This window comes from Oculatella sp. FACHB-28 (assembly GCF_014696015.1).
GTDB lineage: Bacteria > Cyanobacteriota > Cyanobacteriia > Elainellales > Elainellaceae > JAAUTN01.
Map to the genome: position 1 here is coordinate 15,572 of NZ_JACJPJ010000035.1, position 26,463 is coordinate 42,034.

At 50.8% G+C, this 26,463-nt stretch carries 26 protein-coding genes; 7 read left to right on the plus strand and 19 right to left on the minus strand.

Annotated features, from left to right (window positions below):
* Positions 1-125: 125 nt before the first annotated feature.
* From H6F88_RS02550 to H6F88_RS02605, 12 genes are all read right to left on the minus strand, one after another.
* Complete coding sequence (locus H6F88_RS02550) at positions 126-1,076, minus strand: F0F1 ATP synthase subunit gamma (protein WP_190641175.1); 951 nt, start codon at positions 1,074-1,076, stop codon at positions 126-128.
* A gap of 65 nt (positions 1,077-1,141) precedes the next feature.
* Entirely contained in the window at positions 1,142-2,659 is a 1,518-nt protein-coding gene (atpA, locus tag H6F88_RS02555; RefSeq protein ID WP_190641176.1) for a F0F1 ATP synthase subunit alpha, read from the minus strand.
* A gap of 60 nt (positions 2,660-2,719) precedes the next feature.
* Positions 2,720-3,277 carry an ATP synthase F1 subunit delta gene (gene atpH / locus H6F88_RS02560; protein ID WP_347277333.1) on the minus strand — a complete coding sequence of 186 codons (558 nt, stop codon included), beginning with the start codon at positions 3,275-3,277 and terminating at the stop codon, positions 2,720-2,722.
* Positions 3,274-3,837 carry a F0F1 ATP synthase subunit B gene (locus H6F88_RS02565; protein WP_190641177.1) on the minus strand — a complete coding sequence of 188 codons (564 nt, stop codon included), beginning with the start codon at positions 3,835-3,837 and terminating at the stop codon, positions 3,274-3,276. Before H6F88_RS02565 ends, atpH begins: the two co-directional genes overlap by 4 nt.
* Before the next feature lie 36 nt (positions 3,838-3,873).
* Entirely contained in the window at positions 3,874-4,365 is a 492-nt protein-coding gene (locus tag H6F88_RS02570) for a F0F1 ATP synthase subunit B' (RefSeq protein WP_190641178.1), read from the minus strand.
* Between the two features lie 141 nt (positions 4,366-4,506).
* A complete protein-coding gene (atpE, locus tag H6F88_RS02575) occupies positions 4,507-4,752 on the minus strand; it encodes an ATP synthase F0 subunit C (RefSeq protein WP_190641179.1) in 246 nt (81 codons plus the stop codon).
* A 136-nt stretch (positions 4,753-4,888) separates the two neighbouring features.
* On the minus strand, positions 4,889-5,644 hold the full coding sequence (gene atpB / locus H6F88_RS02580; RefSeq protein WP_190641180.1) for a F0F1 ATP synthase subunit A: 756 nt from the start codon (positions 5,642-5,644) through the stop codon (positions 4,889-4,891).
* 52 nt (positions 5,645-5,696) lie between these two features.
* Complete coding sequence (locus H6F88_RS02585; RefSeq protein ID WP_347277332.1) at positions 5,697-6,137, minus strand: ATP synthase subunit I; 441 nt, start codon at positions 6,135-6,137, stop codon at positions 5,697-5,699.
* Positions 6,138-6,341: 204 nt separating this feature from the next.
* Positions 6,342-6,713 (minus strand): cupin domain-containing protein, encoded by a 372-nt coding sequence (locus H6F88_RS02590; protein ID WP_190641181.1) that lies wholly within the window; start codon positions 6,711-6,713, stop codon positions 6,342-6,344.
* Positions 6,714-6,803: 90 nt separating this feature from the next.
* Positions 6,804-8,495, minus strand: coding sequence for a CocE/NonD family hydrolase (locus H6F88_RS02595; protein WP_190641182.1), 1,692 nt, complete (start codon positions 8,493-8,495; stop codon positions 6,804-6,806).
* A 79-nt stretch (positions 8,496-8,574) separates the two neighbouring features.
* Positions 8,575-9,027: a cupin domain-containing protein gene (locus H6F88_RS02600; protein ID WP_190641183.1), complete on the minus strand. Its 453-nt coding sequence runs from the start codon at positions 9,025-9,027 to the stop codon at positions 8,575-8,577.
* A gap of 28 nt (positions 9,028-9,055) precedes the next feature.
* Entirely contained in the window at positions 9,056-9,820 is a 765-nt protein-coding gene (locus H6F88_RS02605) for an isochorismatase family cysteine hydrolase (protein WP_190641184.1), read from the minus strand.
* Between the two features lie 379 nt (positions 9,821-10,199).
* Here H6F88_RS02605 and H6F88_RS02610 point away from each other — a divergent pair, with 379 nt between their 5' ends.
* The 3 genes from H6F88_RS02610 to H6F88_RS02620 all read left to right on the plus strand — a co-directional run bounded on the left by H6F88_RS02610 (position 10,200) and on the right by H6F88_RS02620 (position 14,111).
* Positions 10,200-11,624, plus strand: a complete 1,425-nt coding sequence (locus H6F88_RS02610) for an amidohydrolase family protein (protein ID WP_190641185.1) — start codon at positions 10,200-10,202, stop codon at positions 11,622-11,624.
* A gap of 187 nt (positions 11,625-11,811) precedes the next feature.
* The gene (locus H6F88_RS02615) at positions 11,812-12,933 is read left to right on the plus strand and encodes a response regulator transcription factor (RefSeq protein ID WP_242043534.1); all 1,122 of its coding nucleotides are present in this window, start codon (positions 11,812-11,814) and stop codon (positions 12,931-12,933) included.
* A gap of 137 nt (positions 12,934-13,070) precedes the next feature.
* Positions 13,071-14,111, plus strand: coding sequence for a hypothetical protein (locus tag H6F88_RS02620; RefSeq protein ID WP_190641186.1), 1,041 nt, complete (start codon positions 13,071-13,073; stop codon positions 14,109-14,111).
* A gap of 278 nt (positions 14,112-14,389) precedes the next feature.
* Here the strand turns inward: H6F88_RS02620 and menB are convergent, their stop codons facing one another.
* Both menB and H6F88_RS02630 read right to left on the minus strand, forming a co-directional pair.
* On the minus strand, positions 14,390-15,223 hold the full coding sequence (gene menB, locus H6F88_RS02625) for a 1,4-dihydroxy-2-naphthoyl-CoA synthase (protein ID WP_190641187.1): 834 nt from the start codon (positions 15,221-15,223) through the stop codon (positions 14,390-14,392).
* A gap of 21 nt (positions 15,224-15,244) precedes the next feature.
* On the minus strand, positions 15,245-15,859 hold the full coding sequence (locus H6F88_RS02630; protein ID WP_190641188.1) for a TerB family tellurite resistance protein: 615 nt from the start codon (positions 15,857-15,859) through the stop codon (positions 15,245-15,247).
* Positions 15,860-16,002: 143 nt separating this feature from the next.
* Between H6F88_RS02630 and H6F88_RS02635 the strand changes: the two genes are divergently transcribed.
* Positions 16,003-17,316 carry a hypothetical protein gene (locus tag H6F88_RS02635; RefSeq protein ID WP_190641189.1) on the plus strand — a complete coding sequence of 438 codons (1,314 nt, stop codon included), beginning with the start codon at positions 16,003-16,005 and terminating at the stop codon, positions 17,314-17,316.
* 18 nt (positions 17,317-17,334) lie between these two features.
* Here the strand turns inward: H6F88_RS02635 and H6F88_RS02640 are convergent, their stop codons facing one another.
* Positions 17,335-19,356 (minus strand): DICT sensory domain-containing protein, encoded by a 2,022-nt coding sequence (locus tag H6F88_RS02640; RefSeq protein ID WP_190641190.1) that lies wholly within the window; start codon positions 19,354-19,356, stop codon positions 17,335-17,337.
* 320 nt (positions 19,357-19,676) lie between these two features.
* On the opposite strand from H6F88_RS02640, the gene H6F88_RS02645 reads away from it, so the two are divergent.
* Positions 19,677-20,435, plus strand: a complete 759-nt coding sequence (locus H6F88_RS02645; protein ID WP_190641191.1) for a HEAT repeat domain-containing protein — start codon at positions 19,677-19,679, stop codon at positions 20,433-20,435.
* A gap of 81 nt (positions 20,436-20,516) precedes the next feature.
* Here the strand turns inward: H6F88_RS02645 and H6F88_RS02650 are convergent, their stop codons facing one another.
* The 3 genes from H6F88_RS02650 to H6F88_RS02660 all read right to left on the minus strand — a co-directional run bounded on the left by H6F88_RS02650 (position 20,517) and on the right by H6F88_RS02660 (position 23,363).
* Complete coding sequence (locus H6F88_RS02650) at positions 20,517-21,197, minus strand: TraX family protein (RefSeq protein ID WP_190641192.1); 681 nt, start codon at positions 21,195-21,197, stop codon at positions 20,517-20,519.
* A 123-nt stretch (positions 21,198-21,320) separates the two neighbouring features.
* On the minus strand, positions 21,321-23,060 hold the full coding sequence (locus H6F88_RS02655) for an ABC transporter ATP-binding protein (protein ID WP_190641423.1): 1,740 nt from the start codon (positions 23,058-23,060) through the stop codon (positions 21,321-21,323).
* A gap of 159 nt (positions 23,061-23,219) precedes the next feature.
* Entirely contained in the window at positions 23,220-23,363 is a 144-nt protein-coding gene (locus H6F88_RS02660; RefSeq protein WP_190641193.1) for a hypothetical protein, read from the minus strand.
* An 812-nt stretch (positions 23,364-24,175) separates the two neighbouring features.
* Here H6F88_RS02660 and H6F88_RS02665 point away from each other — a divergent pair.
* Positions 24,176-24,916, plus strand: a complete 741-nt coding sequence (locus H6F88_RS02665; RefSeq protein WP_190641194.1) for a DUF2993 domain-containing protein — start codon at positions 24,176-24,178, stop codon at positions 24,914-24,916.
* Between the two features lie 173 nt (positions 24,917-25,089).
* Positions 25,090-25,734 carry a RodZ domain-containing protein gene (locus H6F88_RS02670; RefSeq protein ID WP_206756420.1) on the plus strand — a complete coding sequence of 215 codons (645 nt, stop codon included), beginning with the start codon at positions 25,090-25,092 and terminating at the stop codon, positions 25,732-25,734.
* Positions 25,735-25,833: 99 nt separating this feature from the next.
* Here the strand turns inward: H6F88_RS02670 and H6F88_RS02675 are convergent, their stop codons facing one another.
* Entirely contained in the window at positions 25,834-26,070 is a 237-nt protein-coding gene (locus H6F88_RS02675; protein WP_190641196.1) for a hypothetical protein, read from the minus strand.
* Positions 26,071-26,463: the final 393 nt, after the last annotated feature.

Here is a 26,463-nt window from a genome sequence, read left to right on the forward strand (position 1 = left end):
TAATAGAAACCCCTTGCCTAACAGGCAAGGGGTTTCTTGTCTTTGGGCTCGTCATGTACTAAAAACAAAAAGTGGGGTAGGACAACGCCCACCCCGCTTTTTCACTCTAGTCGAGCTAATTAGTACTAACCTAGTGCGTTCGCGCCGCCGACAACTTCCAGAATTTCCTGGGTAATTGCGGCTTGACGAGCTTTGTTGTAGGACAGAGACAAACCTTTGATTAGCTCTTTAGCGTTGTCACTGGCGTTGTTCATTGCTGTCATTCGGGCAGCTAGTTCACTCGCTGCAGATTCTTGCAGGGCCCGCAACAACTGGTTGTTAAGATACAGCGGCAACAGTGCATCCAAAATTTGGATAGGATCTTGCTCAAAAATCATGTCTTGAGGCAAGGGTGCTTGAGCTGCGGCTTCGACTCGTTGTCGCTCAACCTGGAATTCACCGCCCCGACTGGTCAACCTGAAAATTTCGTCATCCTGTGGCTCTAACCCTTGTGGGTCGAGTGGCAACAGCGTCTGAACGACGGGACGAGAGCTAACCAGCGAGACAAACTTGGTGTAAATCAGTTCAACTCGATCTACTTCTTCTGCTAAAAACAGAGACAGCAGTTCGTCAGCGATTTGAGAAGCTTCAGATGAGGTAGGAATCTGTTCTAGTCCAGAGAAGGAAGCGCTGATAGGACGCTCCCGACGCTGAAAGTACTGGTTGGCTTTGCGACCAACGAGAACCAGCTTGTAGTTAACGCCTTCAGCCTGTAGCTCTTTGATGCGTGCTTCGGCTCTTTTGATCACGTTGCTGTTGTAGCCACCGCAGAGTCCGCGATCGCCCGATACAACTAGCAGACCAACGGTTTGCACATCCCGCTTCCGCAACAGCGGCAGGTCAGCATCTTCAAACCGAAGGCGCATTTGCAAGCCATAAAGTACCTGAGCCAAGCGATCGGCAAAAGGACGGGTTGCAATCACCTGCTCCTGGGCACGACGCACCTTAGCCGCCGCCACCAGTCGCATCGCTTCTGTAATTTTTTGAGTATTCTTGACCGACTTGATGCGATCGCGAATTGCTTTGAGGTTTGCCATAGGTAGGAAAGGGGGGGTAGGGGCTAGGGGCTAGAAGCTAGGGGCTAGCCCCTAGCTCCTCTCCTCTACGCCGTTGCCAGGAAAGTTTTCTTTTGTTCAGCGATCGCCTCTTTCAGCAAGGTTTCGGCTTCGTCGCTCAGCTTCTTCTCGGAGCGGACGATTTCGCCAAAACGGGGCTTACTGTTTCTCAAGTACTCACGCAGAGAAGCGGTGAAGCCTGTCACCTTATCAACGGGTAGGTCATCCAGGTAGCCGTTGATACCTGCGTAGATGATGGCGATTTGCTCAGCTACGGGCAGCGGTGAGTTTTGTGGCTGCTTTAGAATTTCGCGCAAACGCTGACCGCGTGCAAGCTGGTTCTGAGTAGACTTGTCCAGGTCAGAAGCAAACTGTGAGAAAGCTTCCAGTTCAGCAAACTGAGCCAATTCCAGCTTCACCTTGCCGGCAACCTGCTTCATCGCCTTGATCTGAGCCGCGGAACCTACACGGGATACGGAGATACCCGCGTTTACCGCTGGACGTAGACCAGAGTTAAACAGGTCAGAAGACAAGAAGATCTGACCATCCGTAATCGAAATTACATTGGTAGGAATGTAGGCAGATACGTCACCCGCTTGGGTCTCTACGATGGGCAGAGCAGTCATGCTGCCTTCACCCAATTCAGGGCTGAGCTTCGCCGCGCGCTCCAGCAAACGAGAGTGGAGGTAGAAAACGTCGCCGGGGTAAGCTTCACGTCCGGGTGGACGACGTAGCAGCAGTGACATCTGGCGGTAAGCCTGTGCCTGCTTTGACAAGTCATCGTAAACCACCAATGTCGCTTTGCCCTTGTACATGAAGTACTCAGCCAAGGTTGCGCCGGTGTAGGGAGCCAGGTATTGCAGGGTAGCTGGGTCGTTGGCGTTTGCAGCGACGACAATGGTGTAGTCCATTGCACCGCGCTCTGCCAAGGTGTCTACCACCTGAGCAACAGTGGATGCCTTTTGCCCGATCGCCACGTAGACGCAGATTACATCTTCACCCTTCTGGTTGAGGATGGTGTCTACAGCAACGGCAGTTTTTCCGGTCTGGCGGTCACCAATGATTAATTCGCGCTGTCCCCGACCGATGGGAATCATTGCGTCGATTGCGGTGATTCCTGTTTGCAGAGGCTCATACACTGACTTCCGGGCAATGATGCCGGGAGCGGGAGACTCAATCAAGCGGGTTTCACCTGTATTGATGTCGCCTTTGCCATCAAGAGGACGCGCCAATGCATCGACCACACGGCCAATCATCGCATCGCCCACTGGAACTTCGGCAATTCTACCGGTTGAGTTGACAGAGCTGCCTTCCTGGATGCCGCGACCGTCACCCATCAAAACCGCGCCAACGTTGTCTTCTTCCAGGTTGAGGGCGATACCAACGGTGCCGTCTTCAAACTCCAGCAGTTCTCCCGCCATTGCCTGATCTAGACCATAGATCCGGGCAATGCCGTCGCCTACTTGCAGGACGGTTCCTACATTGGAAACCTTGACATCCTGGTCATACTGTTCAATCTGCTGCCGAATAATGCTGCTAATTTCGTCTGGTCTAATCGCTACCATGATTGCTTCTCTCTAACAAGATGATAAACACAAGATGATGAAAGGAGTCGATTTGCGCGCTTACGTTGCGCTACTCAAGCGAAGCCCAATTCTTCTTAATTGCCCGCGCAGGCTAGCATCAATCACCTGGGAGCCAACTTTAATGATGACACCGCCAATTAGATCAGGGTCGATATTTTTTTCTAGCTCAACCTGCTGTGCGCCGACCAAGGTCAAAACTTTTTGACGAACGGACTCTTCCTGAGCTTCTGATAAATCTACCGCCGAGATGACTTCTGCCAAAACGGTTTGCTTCAGTTCGCGCAGGAGTACCTGGTATTGCTTACAGATTCCCTCCAGGAAAAGAACACGACCGCGATCGACCAGAATTCTGAGGAAGTTCAGCATAAAAGGATGAACCTGCTCTCCAGCAAGCTGTTCTAGTACCCCTTTTTTGGCTTCTGGCTTGGTTAGTGGGCTAGACAAAAACTGGCGTAACTCTTCTGATTCGTTTAGCAGACTGAGCAAGTAGGCAACGTCTTCACCAAAGCGGTCGGTTAAGTCATTTGATTGAGCTACCGCCATGAGTGCTTTGGCATACGGCTCCAGGATTCCTCCCATCACTAGCGTATCTTTCACGACTCTCCTCCTAGCATAGCGATGCTGCGGTCAATCAACTGCTGCTGCGTATTTTCATTCAAGTCAGACTTGAGACGAGATTCAGTCTGCGTTAAGGCCAGTGCTACGACCCGTTGACGCAGTTCAGCGATGATCCGCTCTTGCTGCGAGTTGAGGTCTTGCGCGGCAGCGGCTTTGATACGCTGAATGTCTTGCTCAGTCTGGACTAAGACCGCTTCTTTTGCCTTCTTGGCGCTTTCTTCAGCAGCAGCACGAATGCGGGTGGCTTCAGTCTGCGCTTGAGCTAGCTTTTGCTGCTGATCTGCTAGGGCTGAGGCTGCATCTTTCTTCCGCTTTTCTGCATCTCGAATGGCAGTCTCAATTTTTTCGCGGCGTTCTGACAGGATCTTTCCTATAAATCCGCGACCAAAGTAAAACAACACTCCCAGGATAATCGCCAGGTTAATTAGGTTGGTATCCAGAATGTTGAAATTTAACCCGAATCCACCTTCTTCGGCCGCTTCCGAGAAATCGTTGGCGATCGCCCCAGCCTCGGCTGCTAAAAATAACAAAGTCCCCATGATTCCTTCTCTAATCTGCTCGACCTTACACCGAACCTAGCCCACTGCCGATGAGCCTAAAAGCTTTTCTAAAATTTGGCGGCTAAGTGCATCTACCTGCTGTTCAAGCGATTGCATCGCCGCTTGCTTTTGCTGGTCTAGCTCCTGCTGCACCTGTTCACGCTGTGCCTGAGCTTCCTGCTGGGCTTCGGCGATCTTGGTAGCAGCAATCTTTTGAGCATCCGCTTGAGCCGCTGCGATTACCGCTTGAGACTGTCTGCGGGTTTCTGCCAACTCCTGCTCATATTGCTTCGCTAAATGCTCTGCCTTTGCCAACCGCTCACGAGCATCGGTCAAGTTAGTACGGATGTAGCTGTCACGTCCATCAATGGCCTGCCCAAGCGGCTTATAAAAAATGGCATTGAGAATGGCAACCAGAATGAGGAACTGTACCGCCATCAGCGGCAAGGTTGCATCTATGTCAAACAGTCCGCCTCCTCCCTCTTCAGCGGCAGCCTCGACAGCAAGCAGAATCGTCCAATAACTCATATTCAGTGCCCCAGTTTCCTAAAACTCCAAGTGGGGGTCAGACAACAAATTGGCTGTCATGTCTACCAATTACTTTTGAGAAAAGCTTCTCTAAGCAAAGCGAATGGGTAGAGACGTGTGCCTCTACCCAGAGCCCCAAGCTTAGGAGAAGGGGTTAGCAAACAACAGCACGAGAGCAACGACTAGACCGTAAATCGTCAACGCTTCCATGAACGCCAAACTGAGCAGCAGCGTACCGCGAATTTTGCCCTCTGCTTCGGGCTGACGAGCAATACCTTCTACAGCTTGACCGGCTGCATTACCTTGACCAATACCAGGACCGATCGCAGCCAGACCAACAGCCAGAGCAGCAGCTATAACAGAAGCAGCGGCAATTAATGGATCCATGATGTTTTCCTTACCTTGAGTACAAATTAAACAGATGTGCGTCAACGAACGAGCAGCGCATTTCACGCTGGATGCAGGTTGCTAAGCGTTGGGTTACCCAACTGCTACAGCAGAGCCTTACAAGCAACTGAGGAGACTAGTGTTCCTCATGACCCTCACCATGATGATCCTCCATCGCTTCTCCGATGTAGGCTGCCGCCAGGGTCGCAAAGATGAGTGCCTGAATTGCACTGGTAAAGAGACCCAAGGCCATTACTGGCAGCGGTACAAACAAAGGCACGAGGAGAACCAGCACTCCAACCACTAGTTCATCTGCCAGGATGTTGCCAAACAGACGGAAACTAAGGGAAAGAGGCTTGGTAAAATCTTCAATGATTTTAAAGGGCAGCATGAAAGGTACAGGCTGCACGTAGTTACCGAAATAGCCCAACCCTTTCTTACTGAACCCAGCATAGAAATAAGCCAGGGAAGTTAGCAGCGCAAAGGCGATCGTCGTATTGATGTCGCTTGTCGGCGCAGCCAGTTCACCTTCGGGTAGCTCAATCAATTTCCAGGGCACCAGAGCGCCTGACCAGTTTGAGACGAAGATAAACAAAAACAGCGTGCCAACAAAGGGAACCCAAGGGCGATACTCCTTTTCACCAATCTGATCTTTTGCCAGCCCTCGAATAAATTCCAACGCATATTCCATCAAGTTCTGGGTTCCTGATGGAACTCGTTGAAGATTTCGCGTTGCGAGGAGTGAAACAATGACCAGAACGCCAATCACAAACCAGGAGGTAAGAAATACCTGCCCGTGTACTTTGAGATTGCCGATATGCCAGTAAAGATGCTGACCAACTTCTAGCTCAGCCAGGGGAAAAGAGGTGAAGGCACTTAGAGAATTCAGCATTTCCATTCGCAAGGTTTCCCCAGAGAATTGTGGAGTACCAGACTCGCCTGACCTAGTTTGGATCAGGCACAACCGATGTTCGCAGAACGTAAATGATGAGCCCAGCTTTATAAGTCAGAAATCCTAAAAAAATAGGCATGATTTGAAGCTGATCCCAGCGCGATGCCACTAGAATCAGCAGAATCAGAAGGGCAAGCCGGGTGTTACTCAGGCGCTGCTTCTCTCTGCCAAGCTGCTCAACGTTTTTAGCCAACATCCTCAAGTAAACCACACCCGTACACGCTCCGATCAGATAATTCAGAGCAATGTTTAGGGAATAGAAAATCCATACAGAGATAAAAATTATCCCAGTGAGAACGAGGATCACTTTCAACAAATCTTGTTGAAGCTTGATGTATTCCTGCATTGAGGAATTTGGATCTGGCGGCAAACCACCAGATGGGGTGTCTCCTTGATCAGGAGCGGTTTCTAGGGATCTTTCTGGCGAGTTCACAGGTTAGAACTTAGCTCAGAGAACTGGCTTTACGAGTGCGGAACACGATCGATCATATCACTCGCTGGTAACAATACTTAAGGAATTATTTAGGGGATTGAGAATTGGGGATCGGGGGTTGGGTGATGGGGCGATCGCTCCACAACCTCTCCACCATCTGGCCCTACTGAGCTCCGCCTAGGCTTGCTGTTCTGCGATTTCCAGCTATATTTGGGCAAGCTGTTGCTCAATTGTCTTGGTTAACGGAGTTTCGATATCTCCCGTGTGCTGAGTTGTTACGGTTTCAATTAGGACAATCCAGCATTCGTCCTCAGCGACCGGATTGTGCATCATCCCTTTGGGAACCACACAGAAATCGCCTTCTTCAAGTTCGACTACACCATCTTCAAACTGAATCACTAAATGCCCTTTGACCACGTGGAACATTTCGTCCTCGTGGTCATGCTTGTGCCAAGCCAGTTCACCTTTAAGCTTCGCGACCTTAATGTACTGGTCGTTAACCTGACCAACAATTTTAGGTGACCAAAATTCAGTAATACTCTGAAGTTCCTTCTCAAAATTTTTGCTGAGCTGCATTTTGGTTTCCTTGGGACTTTCGTTCAACTCGGAATTTTCACTCAAATTGACTGGACAACCAGTTGAGAATCTAAGAGTTCAAATAGGGCTTCAAACTAAAACTGAATTAAGCGTTGCTGCTAAAGGTGCGGCGGTAACAGGTAAAAGCACCTGTGATGGGTGGTTGCTGCCACTATATATAGATAGCGTGATGATTTGAGCGTCTATGAGCTGGCTGTCACCGGGTGGCGTGCCTGTACCGGGATTGACAGCGTAAGCAGGAAAGCAGGCGGCACTGAAGCTGAGTCGTAGAGCGTTTCCTTTAGCAATTTGAGCGCAGATAGGTTGCAAGATGATCTGGAATGGCCTGGTGAAATTTGGAGTGGCATCATCTGGGCTTGAGTCGATTCGCAGGTAGCCTTGAGCCAGGTTGAAGGCGCTACCGTTGGGATGAACTTCGGATAGGACGGCACAGAGGTCGAAGCTGGGAGCATCAGCAGTGCAGTAGAGTTGGGCGATCGCCTCCCCCATTAAATACAAATCCTCATCCAAAGGCTTCGTTGTATAGGTCACAACATCAGTCCGGCAATCGACTGCTGAGCGATCGAATGAGCCTGCTGGAAATGCAGCGTGTCCCCCGACAGACGGTACGGGTCGCCAGGGGTCATGAACAAAGACATCCTGTGAATCGGCTGTAGGGGGTGCTTTGTCCAGACTGCCTTCCTGGTCGCTCATGCTGGCAAGTCCGGTGCTGTGGAGGAAGTAGGGCTGTTGGCTAGCAGCGGAAAATTTTGGGAGCGCTCGCCACTGATGACTCCCCAGTTCAAACAGGTGAACAGGTTTCTCGTTTAACAGCCCCGTATCGATGCTTTTGAGAAACTGGTCAAACCAGCGAATTTGTAGGCGATCGATTGGATTCGCTGCCTCTGCGCCATAGTCAACTGCTCCGACTTTTCGACCCCAGGGGAGGTGTGCCCAAGGACCAACCCAAAGATGCTGCGGAAACTGACTGCGAGCAGCCATTTCCCGGTAAAACCTGAGCGTTCCGCGCATGTAGGTGTCAAACCAGCCACCGATGTGCAGCATTGGCATGTCTACATCACTCAAATAACGTCCAGGTGAAAGGTTTTCCCAATATTCATCTCGCTGGGGATGATCTAGCCAGGTGTGGTAATAGGAATCTGGAGCAAGTTGCTTGAGCAATTCAGAGCGAACGTCAACCGGATCGGGTAATGGAGGATTTCGGGCGGCTCCGTAAAGGGTCAGGTACGCTTCCTCATTGCCCTTGAGTCGAGCAGTTTCAGCCGCAAGCTGAATTGCCCAGCCTAAATTTGTTTGGAGGCAAAAGGCTCCTCCTTCATAAGCCCAATCTGTGTAGAGGTCGTAGCCAATCATCGCAGGGCAGATGGTTTTTAGGGCGGGGGGACAACTACCAGCCGCATAAAGCTGAGTCATTCCCTGATAGGAAAAGCCGTACATTCCCACTTGCCCGGTGCTGCCTGGGAGTGTCGCTGCCCAGTTGACCGTGTCGCCTCCGTCCTCGACCTCGCAGGCAAATAGGTCAAACACTCCTTCTGAAGTGCCTCGTCCCCGCACATCCTGAATCACAACGATGTAGCCGTGAGCGGCATACCAGGTGGGATGAGCATAGACCACTGTGGAGGCGATCGCCCGTCCATAGGGCTGTCGCATTAGCAGCACGGGAAACTCCCCCTCAGCATCGGGGTAGTAAACATCTGCATCTAGCTGCACGCCATCGCGGGTCAGCATGGATGCAGTTTGTTTTTGTCGAACTAGGAGCATGAATTCAATAGGGTACAGCACTTAGGCTAGGGGCTTGGCACTGCCAAGCCCGTACAGCAGGCTAATTGATTTACGTTTTTTAGCGCGGCACCAATGCATCAGAGCGACTTAAAACTGCCATGTCTTCTGCGTCTAGCTCAACTGGAGTGCCGCTGCGAATCAGTTCAGCAAAGTCTTCATTCGGCACCATAATGCATAGAGTGTACAAGCGATCGGAACCTGTGTTTTCCAGCACATGGGTTCCGGTAGGCGGCACTAAGACGCTGTCTCCTGCTCGAATCGATACTGTTTTGCCATCACAGGTTGCGAGCCCTTCGCCCTTGAGGACAAAGAACATTTCAACTGCAAGCTGATGTCGGTTGGGAGGTGTTTTGCCGCCTACGTCAAAGATTTCTACGCAATAGGTTAAAGACATGTTGGCGATCGTGGGGTCAAATACGATCGCCAATCGATTGCTGTCGTGAGGGCTGATCCGAAAGGCCTGGTAGTCTTTGGGAGATTTATAAACCGGAATAACACAAGCAGAATCCATGAGATTCCTCCGGGAGTAGTGAGTGTTTCTAACCGATCGCTTTTAGTAAAGTTTCAGAATCGCTGACGAATCCAAAGCACTGATTGACGTTATAAATGGTCGCTTTGAAACAGTAGTCGGGAGAGGTGGTGGCGGTGCAATCGCGTAGCAAAATGCAGTCATAGCCGAGGAAATTGGCATCCTGTAAGGTTGCCATGACGCACTGGTCAGCATTGACTCCGGCAAAGAAAATTGTGGTTCGACCCAGGTTTCGCAGAATGCTATCTAGCGGCGTGTCCCAAAAGCCGCTCATACGGTACTTATCGACGTACACATCGGTAGGCTTTTGCTCTAGCTCGTCTACCACAGCCGCTGCCCAACTGTCTTTCATTAGAACAGGTGCCGAATTTGTGGGAAGCGGGTCGCCTAGACCAACACCTTCTCCCGTTGGGTTGTAAACGTGACGCAGTCCGGCACTGATATTGAGCAAATCAGGGCGGTTGCCCCAGTTAATCCAGAGAATTGGTACACTAACCTGCCGAAGTTCTGGCACCAGAGTTTTGAGCGGAACGATCGGGTCACGCGCGGGAGCGACATCGACACCAATATGCGCTAGCCAACCGTCAGGGTGACAGAAGTCGTTTTGCATATCGATGATAGCGATTGCCGCCTTTGCTAAATCTAGCCGCAGGGTCTTCGTATCAGTCGCCAATGTGATCGGTCTAGGTGGCAGGGGCGGACGGGTAATGTCTGCGGTTGCAGCATCCACCGACCAAGCATTAGGCGCGACACCCAGAGTCCGGAGTTGAGTCATAGGTCGTTCGAGTCAAGAGCTATGAAGATTGCAAAATGGGCAAAATTAAGAGTGAAATCTGTAAGCCGTTGAGAATCAGAACTGAGCCTTTGAACCTTCTGTGGTAAACCAAAACCGGGCTGGCTTCAGTATTGAGGGGCACTTCTTGACCTACCTCTGCCTAAAGAGTTAAACCGTGAATTCTTGAGCGAGGTCACGAGGTTTGGGACAATCTCCACCAGTAGCCAAGCCTGCTACATCGAAATCAGGTTTACGAATGTACAATCTATCCTGAAATAGGGAGTTAGCAACGCATTGTTATTGCTCCTTAAGATTGTTCCTCCCTGAAAGAATTTCCCCCTGAAACTCTTTTCAAAATTTGCTGCAAAGGATAGAAATCGTGAGTTTTACAATTCAAAATGTTCTGATTCCAACTGAGCAGGGTTATGAAACGGTTGACGTGCAGATTAAGGGCGATCGCATCACTCAAATTGGCCCGAACCTGGAACCAACTGGAACCCTGATCGACGGACGCAACAAACTGCTGCTTCCTGGATTTGTCAACGCTCACACCCACTCCTCAGAAATGTGGCAGCGGGGCATCATTCCACCCCGACCGCTAGAACTTTGGATTGCCGAACTCTACGACTTCACGCCGCTAAACCCCGAACAAATTTACCTTAGCGCCCTCGGCACAGCAGTTGAAACGCTGCTCTCTGGCGGCACCAGCGTCGTCGATCATCTGGTGCTAATTCCTGGACAGGAGGCGGAAACAATTGCCGCTGCGGTACGAGCTTACCGAGAAGTCGGCATTCGAGCCTTTGTTGGTCCGCTGATTCAGGATGAATCGTTGGGGGCAAGCGTTCCCACGGGTGGCGAAGAAGTCAAACATGAACCCTACCTTCGCACCACCCAAGCCACGCTCGATCTAGTTCAAGATGCGGTGGAGAAATTTCACCGTCCCGCTGAAGGCATCAGCATTATGGTTGCGCCAACGGGAATTCAACTCTGCTCAGATGCGCTGTTTGAAGGCTGTGCTGAGTTGAGCGATCGCCACGACCTTTGCCGCCACGCCCACCTACTTGAGACAAAAGCCCAGCAAATTCTGGCGCAAGAAAAATATGGTTGCACTGCTGTCGAACACCTGAAGCACATTGGCTACCTCAGCCCTCGCACCTCTTTAGCACACTGCGTTTGGCTCGATGACAGAGATATCAGCATCCTGGCAGAGACTCAATCCACCGTCGTCCACAACCCTCTCAGCAACTTGCGTCTGGGCAGCGGCATTGCTCCCATTCCCAAATATCGGCAGGCAGATGTGAATGTCGCCTTTGGCTGTGATGGTTCAGCCAGCAACGACTCGCAAGATTTGCTCGAAGCCATCAAAATCGGCTCCATCCTGCACAACATCACCGACATGGACTACCGCCACTGGATTTCACCCCGCGAGTCGGTCGAAATTGCCTCCCTCGGTGGCGCAACCGGACTCAATATGGGCGACCAACTAGGAACGCTCACGGTCGGCAAAAAAGCAGACCTGGTGCTGTACGACCTGACCAATCTTTCCCTACTGCCCCGCACCGACCCAATTGGACTGCTGGTTTTGGGGCGTCCCGTGCAAGCAGTCAGTAGCGCTTGGGTAGATGGCAAACAGATTATCGCTGACGGTAAAGTTACGACTATCGATGTCAATCAGCTTAGACAAGCTCTCTTTGACCACAGTGAATGGCGCACTAACCGCAAATCTAAAACAATGGAAGAGATGGAGATTCGCTATCGTGCCGTGATGGGACTGCCGGAAGGAGTGGCTAGGGGCTATAGCTAAGGTTTCTCGTTTCAAACTCAGCCTGCTAACTGGTCGAGATGGTTACTCCCATTCCTAGCCTTTGTTGTTCTCTAGCCCCTATTATTTCTCCTTCAGAGAATTTTCTGATCCCATCCTATTTGACTGATTAAGGATATCAGGGGGTGCCTTTGACCCCGCGAATTTGCTGCACAGGTTCCCTATCGGCTTGGGCAGGTTGTTTACCGCGATCGCACCTCATGAAAAATCCAAGATTCAGCGCATGATTCGGATCTTGCTAGTCGATGACCAAACTATCATCTGCCAGGCGTTGAAAGCTTTACTTGACCGTCAACAAGACTTTCAGGTCGTTGGCATTGCCGCAGATGGGTACACCGCAATCGAGCAAGTTGCAGCTCTGCGACCCGATGTGGTGTTGATTGACATTCAAATGCCAGGACTGGACGGCGTTGCCGCAACGCGATTGATCAGCCAGAGATTTTCGGGCGTTAAGGTTTTGGTGCTAAGTGGCCATGACGATGGCGCATATCTCAAAGCGGCTCTCAGTGCAGGTGCACAGGGCTACTTGCTTAAAGATACGGGCGCAGAAGACTTAGCGGCTGCGATTCGATCTGCTCATCGGGGCTATGGTCAGATGAGTCCGGGGCTGTTTGAGAAGATGATGTCCCGGAAGGAAGAGGAAGACGTTGCCATTCCCCCTCCTGCACCTGAGTCAACTCAAGCTGTCTTATCAGAGACGGAGTTGCTGCTGCTGCTGCAAAGTTTTGACCCGCCTGCACTGTCAGATGTGGTCGAGCGGACAAAGGAGCAGGGGGCAGCCACCGAACTGCTCAACACCCTAAGCCATCACTTGAGAAGTTCCCCAACTAACTTGGCGACGCTTTACCTATCTGGAGCGTTAGCCGGAAGTCGGGCGGCTCAAGACCCAGAACAGCGGTCTTCTGCAATGCAGTATCTGCGGTTTGGCTTTAAAGAAGGAATTCGCCAAGGGCTACCTGCTGAACATTTGCTGCTGTTTTACCGGGAGGGGGCAAAACTGGAGTCCGAGGAGGCATTTGGCTGGCTATCGCAAGCCGGAAGTCCCTGGAACAACGAGGCAGGGATGGTATTTCTCAGCCAAGAAGCTGCCCAAACCTTTGGTCAAGACTCCGTTCAGTATCGAACCCTATCGGCGCTAAGGCAGATCAGGAGCCTAAGAACCTTAAGCGAAACCTGTAGATCACTCACTCCCAAGCTGCAAGTTCTACGCCAGGGACTCACCAAGCTTGAGCCAATGGTTCCCGCGATCGCCCATGCAGGTGGTCGCACCCAGCAAAACGGCAGAAGATAGCCCCGTTGGTGCTGCTACCCGCAGTGTCCGATTCGCAAGTGCCCCCTTGCCAGTAAGCCTGTTCCTAACCTGCCATTCCCCTACCCACCCACCCGTCAACCTACAAGGCGCTGATCTGCGAGGAATTTAATATGATTATGGCAAATCAAAAAAACGAGCTAGAGCAAGTCGAGTTAGAGCTTTCAGAACTGCGAAGCCATCTCGAGCAATCCTTTGGCGTACTGGACGGGCTAGCCCAAGTACAGGCACGATTTGAAGAACTGGCACGCACCTATCAAGATTTCAAAGCGCGGGTGGGTGAAGCCGGGGCCGTGTTGGGTACTGTCACTCAGCAACAGCAAAAACTAGAACAGCGCTTTTCTAGCCTGGAGCAGGAGATTGGGTCAGGCTGGAGCGAAATTCGCAAAGAACTGTCTCAGATTAGGGGTGAAGTAGGAGAGGGCGATCGCCAGCTCAACCAATCCATCACAGAGCAGGTGATCCATCTTCAGCGGTTAGAAGAACGGTTTGGTGACGTTTCACGCAACTTGACCAATCAGCGAGACGAAATCTCTACAGAACTGTCTCGTGCCCATGAAGCACTCAGAAACCAGGTCGAAGAAGCCAAAGCCAACCTGGAAGCCTTCGTTCAAACTCAGGGCGGTTCTGACCAACGAGTGGCAGAGCTAGAGAAACTCATCGAAGCAAGCTGGAAACAAGCCCGTAACGAGCTATTGCAGGCCCAGGAAGAACTCAGCACCGCCGATCGCACCCTGGGCTCTGAAGTGTCTAAGCAGATTAACGGGCTAAAGCGAGAAGTTGAAGGGCGGCTAGGCACCATCCTGCAAGAATGGATGAACCAGCGGGAAGCGATGCGCGCCCCGATGGAAGAATTTGAGGCGCGGCTCAGAACCGAACTGCGGGCCAACCTTACTCGCTTGCGCGAAGCAGGGCTAAATCCAGCCAGCTTTGAGAAACTCGACAAACTCGAAACCCAACTGCGCGGCGTTCAGTCCTCTTCTCAGGAGACAAACAAACAGCTTCGCCAGATGAGCAAGCGGTTGACCCTCACCACCGTGATTGCTTGCGTTGCTCTCGCCCTGCCCGTTGCCCTCGTTGCACTCAACCCAGATTTGCTTCCCTTGGGCAACGCGCCCGCCCAACCGGACGCTCAACCAGGCGCTCAACCGGACAATTAGGGAAGTCCAAACAATCAAGATCAAGGATGAGGGATAGGAAATGAAGTCAGGTGGACAAGGTTCACCTGATACCAATTTGATTTGAAGATGTTGCAGATGTGGGTAGGGGCGCACCGCAGTGCGCCCTTACAGAAATTGACGTGTCGCTTCCTCAATACCCCTCAGGCATGAAACTTAACAGGAGCATGGGCTGTGTTGGGTTTCGCTTTGCTCCACCCAACCTACAAGTTAGGGTGCTGTGGTTGTTTAGAGGTACCGCTTCATCCGTCATTCTTCCTCTACGGCAGCCAGGGATATTGGCGAAAGTCGGGCTTGCGTTTTTCCAGAAATGCCTGCTTCCCTTCTGCTCCCTCTTCAGTCATGTAGTAAAGTAGCGTGGCGTTGCCTGCTAGCTCTTGTAGCCCTGCCTGCCCGTCACAATCGGCGTTAAAAGCAGCTTTGAGACAGCGGATGGCGATCGGGCTTTTTTCCAGAATTTCTTCTGCCCATTGAATGCCCTCTGCTTCCAGTTGCTCAATTGGAACGACGCAATTCACCAGTCCCATTTCCACAGCTTGAGGGGCGCTGTATTGGCGACAGAGATACCAGATTTCCCTGGCTCTTTTCTGACCAACGATGCGGGCCAGATAGCTTGCCCCAAAGCCACCGTCAAAGCTGCCGACTTTTGGTCCAGTTTGACCAAAAATGGCGTTATCAGCAGCGATCGTCAGGTCACAGAGCAGATGCAGCACGTGTCCGCCACCGATCGCATATCCCGCGACGAGAGCAATCACGACTTTGGGCATCGAGCGAATCAACCGCTGCAAATCCAGCACGTTGAGACGTGGAACGCCTGTCTCATCCAGGTAGCCCCCCTCACCCCGGACGCTCTGGTCGCCGCCAGAGCAGAAGGCGTATTTGCCATCGGTATGGGGCCCTGCGCCCGTAAACAGGACAACCCCAATGCGGCTGTCTTCGCGGGCGTTGCTAAACGCGTCGTAGAGTTCAAATACCGTTTTGGGGCGAAAGGCGTTACGTTTATGGGGACGGTTGATGGTGATTTTGGCGATGCCGTCAGTTTTGTGATAAAGGATGTCTTCGTAGGTCTTGGCGACCTGCCATTCAACTTGCATTAATTGCGTTTGCCAAAAAGTTTACGTATCCATTGTGCTGGGAAGGGTGGGCAACGCAGCAAGTAGATTGTTGGCAACTTGCGATAAGCCCAATTCCACAGTTTTAAAGAAACTGGGATTGAGCAAGGCTCTGATTTGGATCAGGGCTTCAGGGTCAGAAATTTCCTGGTGGCTAAATCCGTTTTCTAATGCGCTGATGTGGCGGACATGGACATCAAGACGATGGGCGATCGCTCTCAGATACATTGTCTCTCGTGCATCCACTTCACCATCAGAAGCAGCCATTTCATAGCCCAGTGCGATCAGCAGCAACCGTTCTGGTTCTGAAAGGGGGGTTGCCAGGTTCAAGACCTGCTGAGGGTTGAGATAAACTTGCTGCCGCTCAATCCCGTGGATCATCTCCTGAATGAGCGGATAAAGGCTGTGGTCTGGCGTAACAAAAGACTCCAGCAACACTTGCAGCCGCTGCTGTTCGGCGCTGTCTATTTTGCGATCGATGACAATCACGCCTAACATCACCGTGACCAGTGCTGCCAAAAACAGCAGTGTGGGGCTGAGATCTTGTGGTTTGAGATCACGCCCGGTCACTTGTGAGAGTAGCGTTATCGCCTCCGGATTAACCAGGGATACATCCATACGCCAATATTGTGGGTTTCATAGTCTACTCTTAGCCCAGAACTCTACTGTAAGGCAGAAATTTTAGGCAAAGTCATAATCTTTCAGGCTTAACCCCTTACCTTAGTAGGTGACTATATTCTCGTTGTGCCGAAGGTTGAACTGTGAACGCGACTTTAGAACAAGCTCAGACTTTAAAGCAAGCGTTGGTGGATTTTGTGCTGGATGCCGAAGGCGATCTGGCGGAAGCGCTAGAAACCTATGCGGCAGAACAGGCACGGCGAAAAGGCGTTTCGCAAGATCTGATTATCGATATGTTTTTGACCGAGGGCAGAGTTGGCGACAAAACGCCGATCGCCCTCTTTATCGAAGATCAGCCTGACTTAGGTGAAGCCGATCGCCAGCTTGTACTGGGCTGGGAAAAAACATTCACTGGCTTATTTGCCGTCGAACAGGTGATGCCAGATGGCTTTGAGCTAGTGAACTGGCTAACTGAAAAGCATTATCCGGTTAAACCAACGGGCGATCGCCCTACCACTGAACTAGCCCGTCTCAAGCCTGGGGAAATTGTGCTGACCCGGATTTCGCCCCTAAATGAAACAGACTGGATTTTCTCCGGGCCGTTGTCACTTCTGGGAAAGCTAGGCAAACCCAAACTGGCAGTGGCGATCGGCAACTTCAAAGACAACCACAAACAGTCCCTCTATGGCGATGCGCCAGACTTGCTAGAAGAAGCATGGCAGTCAGTCGAAAAATATCACCTGGCATTCCTGGACTTTTTTGGCAGCGAGGAAATTACCCTACCTGGCTATCAGCTCAACAAGCAAATGGGCGAATTTCGGGAAGTCCTTTCCAAGCGCTTCCTGGCAGATGCTGGTATTGACGACTCAAAATCGTTAGCCGAACTCGCTGCCGAAGCCGGAATTGACGAAGAGGAAATGGCTGCTGTCGCCGAGGAATCCGGAGCCGATGCAGAAACAATTTCCAAAGTGCTAGCCAGCAAAGGCGGCAAAATGGCAGCACCCCAGGTGCAACTACCCGACGAATTGAAAAAAGCAGAACAGGTCACGGTACTAGCCCATCCTAAATGGGGACAAATGTTCCTACCGCATCACACTCAATTCAAAGCCATTCTGGAATCGGAGGACTGGCAAACGAACGAACGAACTGGCAAGCTGGTTCGCCAATACTTACAGGCTCCCGAAGCAAACTTTTTTGTCTGGCAGCAATTGGCAGAACAGTATCCCCAGCGGCTTGAGGAAGTTTTGCAAACCGTACTAGCCCGTCCTGACTTTCAGTTAAAGGATTTAGCAGCCCTGCTAAGAGAAAACGGTAAGCCTACCGAACCAGAACTTCCCGAAATCGCCAGCGTCCCAATTCACCTGCACAACCTATTTGAAGCTGCGATGATCGAGGTGAATAAGTCCAGTAAATCGAAGGGCAAAAAGGCGAAAAAGAGTGGATTTGGGAAAGGGTAATGAGTAGGACTTAAACCCCTACCTCAAAGTCGCTCGACTGCGACCTCGGCGGTTTTTGCTGGTGACAGGGGGACGAATCAAGGCTTTGGTGTCGGGTGCGACTTCAGAATTATCTTTAGCGATCGGGATGGTGAAATGAAACTGACTGCCCTGATCTCGTCCTGCTGACTCTGCCCAGATTTTCCCGCCTAATCCCAAAATAATTTGGCGACAGATAGCAAGTCCTAACCCGGTGCCACCAGCGGTGCGGCGTAAAGCTCCTTCTTCCTGATAGAAGCGATCGAAGACGACTTCCAAGCGATTGGGTTCGATGCCGCGTCCGGTGTCGGTGATGGTGACTTCTAACATGTCACCGCCATTCGGCTTTGCTTGAATTAACACCTGTCCTTCTGGCTCAGTGAACTTGCAGGCATTGTCAAGCAGTTTCGAGAGGACTTCTACCAGCCATTCGCCATCTGCTCGAACGAGCGGCAGTTCTACAGGCACTTGAGCTTCGATGTCGGGCAGATGTTCTTTAGTTTTGCGGGTGCGAATGCTGCTTAACGCTAAGTCCACACATTCGTCCAGGGCAAGGGGTTCCAAGTGCCATTCCACCCGACCGCTCTCTAGGCGAGATAGGGTGAGGAAGTCTTGCACCAGCTTTCGCATCCGTTCTGCGTCGGTGAGGGCGGAGCTAAGCATGACCTGCCGCAACTCCAAGGGCATGTCGGGTTCGCTAGCGAGGCTTTCGAGGCAAACCTGAATGGTTGAAAGAGGCGTTCGCAGTTCGTGTCCGGTGATGGCGATCAGGTTGCTGCGGGTGCGTTCTAGTGCTTCTAGCTGTTGGTTGAGGTCTTCCAGGTTGGCGTAAGATTCAGCTTGAATCAGGGCAACTCCAAGCTGGGTGGCGATCGCCTCCACCATGGCAATGTCGTCTTCTTCCCAGAGATGCGGCTCCGGCGCACAACCCTGTAGCTCGACCATGCCCATCAATCGCCCCTGATAGACAATGGGCACCATCACCCACGAGCGAATTTGCCAGCGATCGATCCAGTCTTTGAGCGGCGTCAGGTCGTAGTTTGTTTCTTGTTGAGTGTCGGTAATGGACACCGGTTCTCGCTTTTGAGCTACTACTTGAAACAGCGGATTGTTTTGCAAGGACAGCGTTTGATTGGACAGAGATCTAAGGGTCGGAGCCGCCAAAAATTCATGCTGCACGATAACGGACGTATCTGCTGGCTTACAGCGGTAGAGAATGCAGCGGCACACGTCCATTGCCTGCCCCAGTTCTTGGACGGCGACGGTAAAAATCTCTTCAGGGTCAAGCGATCGCCGAATCGCCGCAGTGATTGAGTTGACCAATCGCTCTTTGCGTTCCTGTGCTGAAATCGAACGGTAGGCCTTGAGCAGCTTGTATTGCCCCGCCTGCAAATACGTGACTAATCGTTGCACAAAGGGATCGGGGTCAACGCCCTGCAAACCCGATGAAACCTCTTCGGTCAGATATTCTTGTTTTGCCTGTTGAACTTTGGCTGCTAACTCAGGCCGATATTCTAAAACTCGGTCAAGCAAGAGGCTTGCTGCGGTACAGCTTACCTGTCGGTCAAATGTCCAAATTCCTTCAAACCGGCGAGTTTGATCCATCGGCATTGGCTCAGCCGACTCAGCGTCTACGACGGCTACCTTACGCTCGCGGCAGATCAGGCAGGTTGCATACTGTTGTCCAATTACGACCAGGTGCCACTCTTGACTAAGCTGATCGTCTGGCTCGAAGGCGATCGTTTCATATCCTTTCGAGGCATTGGTAAAACTGGTTTCAGGAGCCGCTAATACATAAACTTGCGGTGTGAGTTCGGCAATTCGCAGGTAGCGGTGAGACTCCTGACGATAAAATCGCTCGCGCTGAAAACTAGCAATGACCAAGGGCCGATTTAACCCAGCCAACACTTGATCTTCCATTGCGTGCGAGAGCGCCGTTAGGGATGACTTAAAGTAAAGCTGCGATCGCAAACGCGGAATTCTTTGCAGTAATTCTTCCAGCACAGAAATAGCGATGCTCATTGATGGTCTTCTCTATCAATCCAAACTCTGGGCAAAATCCAAGTCATAGGGTGCTAGGCGGCTTGCTGCATAACGGCTTCTCTGCCTTGCTGCACTTAAGCGGGGTCTGGTATTGTCAATCAATTGAAGCCGCACCGAGTGTTAGCTGGAAGATGATCACTGGGGAGAGGCATTGAGAGATAGTTCCTCCTACGTCCAATATACGACTCTAACCCCCAGTCTTGGCAGCTAAAATCTGTCGTAAAGGTTCATTAAGGTCTACAACCTAATCAAATATCCTCTTGGTTTAAGCAATACCGCTTTGCGGTAAAGTTGACAGTATGTATGACGACGATGAGCTAGCCGTGTTTGACACTGAGATCGAGCTAGAAAGCCCATTAGACAAAATGGGTTCGGTCGATGATCAAACAGAGGCAGAAAAACCCAACCCAGAAGCGATGTTAGCGCTGCTAGAGGCTCCGCAAAATCAGCAGCGAATGTTGGCTGCGCGAGCTTTTTGTGAACTGGAAGATGCGCGGGCAATTCCGCTGTTGGTGAAGCTGTTGACAGATGCGTGTCCGCTAATTCGAGTCAGTGCAGCCTATGGCTTGGGAAGAAACCCCAGTCCGGATGCGGTTGAGCCGTTGATTACTCAACTTCAGCAAGATTGGAATGGTTACGTCAGAAAGGGAATCGTTTGGGCACTCGGAAACTGTCGCGATCGCCGTTCTCTAGAACCTTTAATTGACGCACTCAAGACCGATATTTCGGCAGTAAGGCTCTGGGCTGCAAGCTCTCTGGCGCAAATGGCAAATGTTAGCTATGAGGCGATGATCACGTCCATTCCGCCGCTGATTGAAGCCCTGCGGCGTGATCCCGTAGCTGCCGTGCGGAGCAATTGTGCCTGGTCAGTCGGTCAGCTTTGCCGGGAATTGCCCTCCAACGTGGTTTACGCGACGGCAATCGATGCGCTGCTTGAAGCATTTGCCGAAGACGAGGAACTGGGTGTGCAGGAAGATGCCAAACTTGCGCTGTTGAAAGTGGGCGACCCTCGCGGCTTGCAGGTGATTGAAGAAATCGAGCAAGACGGCTTGCTATAAGATTCCTAGTTCCCAATCTGGAAGGGGTCTGGCATTGCCAAGCCCGTACAGGAATTGCTGCGTCTTCAATTCAAACTGGTATTACATTAGCCAATCCCGAAGTAGCCAGAGAATCAACAAATGTAGCGGATAAAAGCTGTAGAACCACTTTGCCTTAGCTCCCTGCTCGTAGTTCGCGAGTTGAAAAATCATTGGAGTGGCAACCGCCGGAAACTGAAAAACGCCAAAGTTAAAGTCCGCGATTAGCAAAATCAAATGCGGCAGCAGCCACAGACCCCACCAAGCGAGATAAGGAATGGTAGGAGACTGAGGTTTGGGTCTGAACGGAGACTGAAATTGGGCAATGATCCAGGTAATCGCAATGCCATATATGCCGTAGTTGAAGTGAGCAAACTCGGCGATCGCCCCACCCGTCATCCAAATCGGGAAAGCTAAATCAGGCGCAAGCTTTGCACCTCTAAGGCAAGCTAAACCAACCAACAGGGTCAGCAAAATATTGATATCCGGGCTGTTGTCCTGCTGGTTAAATACCAGCCAGTACAGCGGTTGAGAAATGATTCCCGCAATGAGCAGTCTGACTCCGTAGCGCCAGATATTGCGGGTGTACTGCTCACCCTGCACCAGCAGCCAGACAAACAGCGGAAAGCTGAGGCGACCCACCATCCGAAAGAGTGGCTCTTCTGGAAAGAAAACGTACCCCACATGGTCAATCACCATGAAAATGGCTGCCAGGAGCTTAATTTGATAGTTTGTTAGCCCCATTTCAGCCTTCCAATCCGGCAACAAGCCAACTATAGCGAAACGACCTAGACCTCAGCAGATATGTCCGCTCAGATCTGCGACTTCTCTAAGAAGTCGCACTGAATCTCTGAATTGAGACAGGGATTACTTCAAGCCCATTTGTACCCGCCAAAGGCTTGCGTAGATGCCCTGCCGCTCTAGCAGTTCCTCGTGCCGCCCTTGCTCAATTAAGCGCCCGTATTCCATCACATAAATGCAGTCGGCATTGCGAATGGTGGAGAGGCGATGGGCGATCGCAATCGTTGTGCGGTTTTGAGTGATGCGCTCTAGCGATCGCTGAATTGCGGCTTCCGTCTCGTTATCGACTGCAGAGGTAGCTTCGTCCAGGATCAAGATTGGCGGATTTTTGAGAACGGCACGGGCGATCGCCAATCGTTGCCGCTGCCCACCGGATAGTTTTTGTCCCCGTTCGCCCACGACCGTATCGTATCCCTGCGGCAGCCGTTGAATGAAGTCGTGCGCCTCAGCAATTTCCGCCGCTGCAATTACATCGGTATGGCTAGCATTAGGTGTGCCGTAGGTGATGTTCTCCCAGACGGTGCCGTGAAACAAAAACACATCCTGGCTGACTAGCCCAATCGCCTGTCGCAAATCGCGCAGTTGCAGCTCGCGTAACTCAATGCTATCTAGGGTAATTGAGCCAGACTGAATTTCGTAAAGCCTGAGCAAGAGTTTTACTAGGGTGCTTTTGCCCGACCCCGTCGAGCCCACAATGGCGATCGTTTTGCCTGCCGGAATGTGCAGCGATAGATGTTTGATGACGGGAACCTGATCGCTGTAAGCAAAGCTCACATCCTGCAAAATCAACTCACCTTTAACAGAATCAGTCGGTAGAGCAATGTGTCCAGGTGGCGCGGCAATTTTTGTGTCGAGCAAATTCATTACCCGCGCGGTGGAAGCCATTGCTCGCTGGTATTGATCCAAAGTTTCGCCCAGACGGGTCAACGGCCACAGCAAGCGTTGGGTGAGGAAGACTAAAACACTATAGGTACCCACGGAAATTACGCCTCTGGAGGCTTCTAAACCACCGTAGAGCAACGTTGCTGTGAATCCGACCAGAATGATGATCCGAATTAGCGGTACAAAGGCCGCGCTAAGGGCGATCGCCCGTCGGTTGCTCTGCCGATACGACTCACTTTCGAGGGACAAGCGTTGAATCTCAAATTCTTCCGTCGTAAAACTCTTGATCGTCGTGATGCCGCTGAGGTTGTTAGAAAGCCGACCGTTAAGCAGACTCACCTTCTCCCGCACATCGGCATATCGGGGTGCGAGGAGACGCTGAAACGCAACCGACCCCCACAAAATGAACGGCATTGGCAGCATCGACATCCATGCCACACTGGGCGCGAGGATAAAGAAGGCGGCTCCAATAATCACTACCGTTGTCGTGACCTGAAGAATTTCGTTTGCCCCAAAGTCTAGAAATCGCTCCAGCTGGTTAACGTCATCATTCAGAATCGACATCAAGCCGCCCGTACTGCGCGACTCAAAATAGGAAAGCTCCAAGTTTTGCACATGGCGATAAGCATCAAGCCGCAGGTCGTGCTGAATCGTCTGGGCTAGATTACGCCAGAGTCGAGCGTAAGCATACTCAAAGATCGACTCTAGCCCCCAGATCACCATGCTCAACAGCGTCAGTGCCAAAAGCTGACTAAATACAGACTCCAGCCCCAATCGAGCAAGCATAGAGTCCTGTTGTTCAACCACAACATCCACCGCTATCCCGATCAGAGCAGGAGGAGCCAGGTCAAACAACTTGTTGAGTACAGAGCAAATCGAAGCCTGCCAGATCTGCCGTCGGTAGGCGTGCCCATAGTGAATCAGGCGCTTTAGAGGAGAAGTTGAGGCGACCTGCGCCTGATTTAAAGGCTGGAAGTGTGGCTCTTTCCGAGGTTTGCCTGCTGCTGTTAAGTCTTTCCAATACTTAGTTTTAGCCAATCTCAACCCTCCGCAAATAACGCACCCTAACTATTTTCGCTATTTCTAAAATTTTTTACCGATGTTGTGACAGCTGCATTCGAGTGTTCCTGGAGAGGCGATCGCATCAACAATGACCCGCTGACGTACTTCAATAAGCATCTCACGAGCATGAGAAGGAATGTCTTTAGCTGGAAACCGTTGATTCAATAAAGAAGGCGGTTCTCTTGGATTGATTCGGTAATCACTTTCCTACTGCCATCTGACTCAAATCTGTAAACCTTGCCCCGCTCGGTGTCAAGAAAAACCGAATTTCTTAAGCAGTTGTTGTCAGGATTTCTGGCAATTTTAACAATTGACGAATTTAACTAGTAATTGGGTGAAGCAACTGCTCCTGGTTAAGTGTTTCTCGTATCATTTTAATTCTCTTAAAGCGACTTAATCAGCTAATCAGGGAATGCTAATTGACTCACTACAACTTATTTTTCCTGGCATGAAGGAAACAACTTAAGTTTGAACGTAATAATTGACGTGGGCTGAGAAATATCACATAGCTTTGACGTATCATTCGGCACTCCACCCACATGGGTTTTCCTTTTCTACAAACCTTGCTTATTTAGAGCAGAGGGATACGTGCTTCAAAATCCTTTGGTCTTCTCTAACCCACTTTGAAGAGAAACCCAAACCGCTCAAAAACTCCCGCTGGAAGGGCAACTAGAGCGAGCTTTGAGGATGTTTGCTCCGATTGGAGCACCTAAAATGCGCCTAAGTCTCGTGTGGGCGTAAAGATGCTCGGCTTCACCTTCTGTTTAGATAAGTCCTGTCTCTACTAGATGCCTACTCAGTAGGAGAAAATGGACATACCCAACTTTACTTCTAAGCAGCTTCTATCAAGATATAGAGGCGTTTCTAGAGATCAGCATCTATGGTGACTTCTAAAGGGATAGAAATTAACGAAAACCTGAGTTTAATTTTGTCTAGTTACTTAAGTGGCTCATAGAAGCACCAGGAGTTAATCAAATATGTCAAACGATCCAAGCCTTGAAGAACAGGCAGTTTCACAACTAGTAGAGAGAGGTCTGTCAAGTCAGCTTAATGCAGCAGAAACTTTAGATGTAAACATTCAAACTAGCATTCTCCAAATCCTTCAAGGCAAAGTAGATTCCGTCTCAATTGAAGGACGGGGTTTGGTGTTGCAAGAAGGGATCCGTGTGCAAAAGTTGGAACTGCAAACAGACAATGTTGCAGTCGATTTACTCGATGCGCTGTTGGGGCAAGTCAAGCTGAACCAACCGGTCAACACGACGGTTCAGCTAGAGTTAAATGAGGCAGATATTAATCAGGCTATCAACTCAGATTTTGTGCAACGCCAATTTCCCCGAATAGAGCTAAAGCTGCCCGACCGGCTCGTGATCTTGGAGATCAAGTTACCGATGCAAATTCATCTTTTAGAAGGGGGGAAGCTAGGAATAGACGGGAATATGCAAATCAACGATAAAAATACTAGTCATCAGATTGGCTTTTGCTCGATTGCTAGCCCTCGTACAGATGAGCAGCCTATTCGGTTAGATGAGTTTCGCTGTACTGCTGGAGAAGGGATTGCTTTAGATGTAACGATCGCCATGATGCAAAAAATGCAGGAGTGGGCAAGCTTGCCGTATTTCGACTTGGAGGGAACTGCCCTCCGCTTGGCTGAGATGAATGTGCAAAAAGGCAGACTAACGCTCAAGGTTGAGGCACAGGTGCGGCAGGTTCCTGCATAAAAATTGGCTCGGACATGCTCGGTTTAGGGCGTGCTTAATGCCATTTCAAAAGCTAATTTCTTTCCTTTATCGCAAAAGCCCACCTTTCGAAATGGAGCCTAATACCCATTGGGAACATCCATGCTTTCGTTGAGTCACGGAGTGCAATTCAACTTTTCTGGGTCGTTATACCAATGTTGCCCTCTATGTGCCTCACTTCCCATCCCGTGTTTTTGCAATGCCTAGTTGGTTTCGTCGCATTGGGTGCGATCGCTCATCCTGCTATTGCCCAAACTTTAGCCCAACCCATCTCTGATGAACTGGGGATCACTTTGCAGTCTGATGTGCAGCAGATTGACCCTGACACTGGTACTTTAACTGCCACTGGCAATGTGCGCCTAAGCTATCCCGAACGGCAATTAGAAGGATTTGCAGAACAGGTTCAATATCTCGAAAGCCAAGGGCTGCTGATTCTATTAGGTGAGGCTCGTCTCATACAGCAGGGCGACGTGCTAGAGGGAGAGCAAATCACCTGTCGAACCGATGTTTGGCAATGTACGACTGATTCATCTACCCTCAGTGCTGCTGACTCAGCCTTGTCTATTAGTCTCTCTTTGCTGGATGAGGCTTGGGTCAGAGTAACGGTAGACGGCGTGATCGAGCATGAAGGTGTGATGCAAGCGGGCGATCGCCACTTTTGGCAGGCAACTGAGCAAATCACGATTCGGACAGGGGATGCGGGTGCCGTCTTGGTGTCTCGGAATGGAGAACAACCTCAACCTATGGGCGACCCCGGAGAGGTTGAAGAAATCACCTTCTCCACCCCTGAATTGCCCTGAAAAAATCCATCAAATAAATCACAAAAGGGAAGAGGGAGGCAGCGTTGGCGTTACCTCCCTCTTCCCTTTTGTGATTTCTGATGCACGCGCTGCCCAGTTCTAAACGGGGATCGCTTCTGGGGCTGCAAGAGCCAAGATGTGGTAACAAGACGGAGTGTCTGCCCCTAACACTTCATTAATTCGATGTCTAATCAGCACATGTAGGGTTTGAATGGAATCACTAAAGTCATGCTTGACATTTAGGACGGCCGTTTGCTTATGAAAGTCCTTACCGTAGTGAGCAACAAAGTAAGTGTAGCGGTTTTCGTTTGGGGCATCGAGGACGAAATCTTTCATGTGACTCTCCTAGAGATGGAGGCTAATCAGTGGATATGTTTGTAGCGTAGAGCGAGAAATTGGGGGGAACGTTCAAAGCGGTAGAAAAACCTGGCAGAAGTGAGTTAGATGGATTACTTATCTCAAACCAGCTCTTGCCAACCCGTTTAATCTCTTAACTATCTTGAGATTAAAGCCATTAACTGTGGTTCTCCACAGTGTTTCTACTTGACTAAACGACAAACAGAAATTTCCCTTCTAGGGAACTCAGTGATCTTACGTCCCTTAGGGCGCTTTGAAAAGCGAAAGGAGTAAATTGCCTTTGCTTTCAGGCTTACTAATTCTAGGTTCTCTAATTTGGGCTCCTATTGCCATCCTGCTATGGAATGGCCTTGCTGAGTGAAAGAGGTGTGC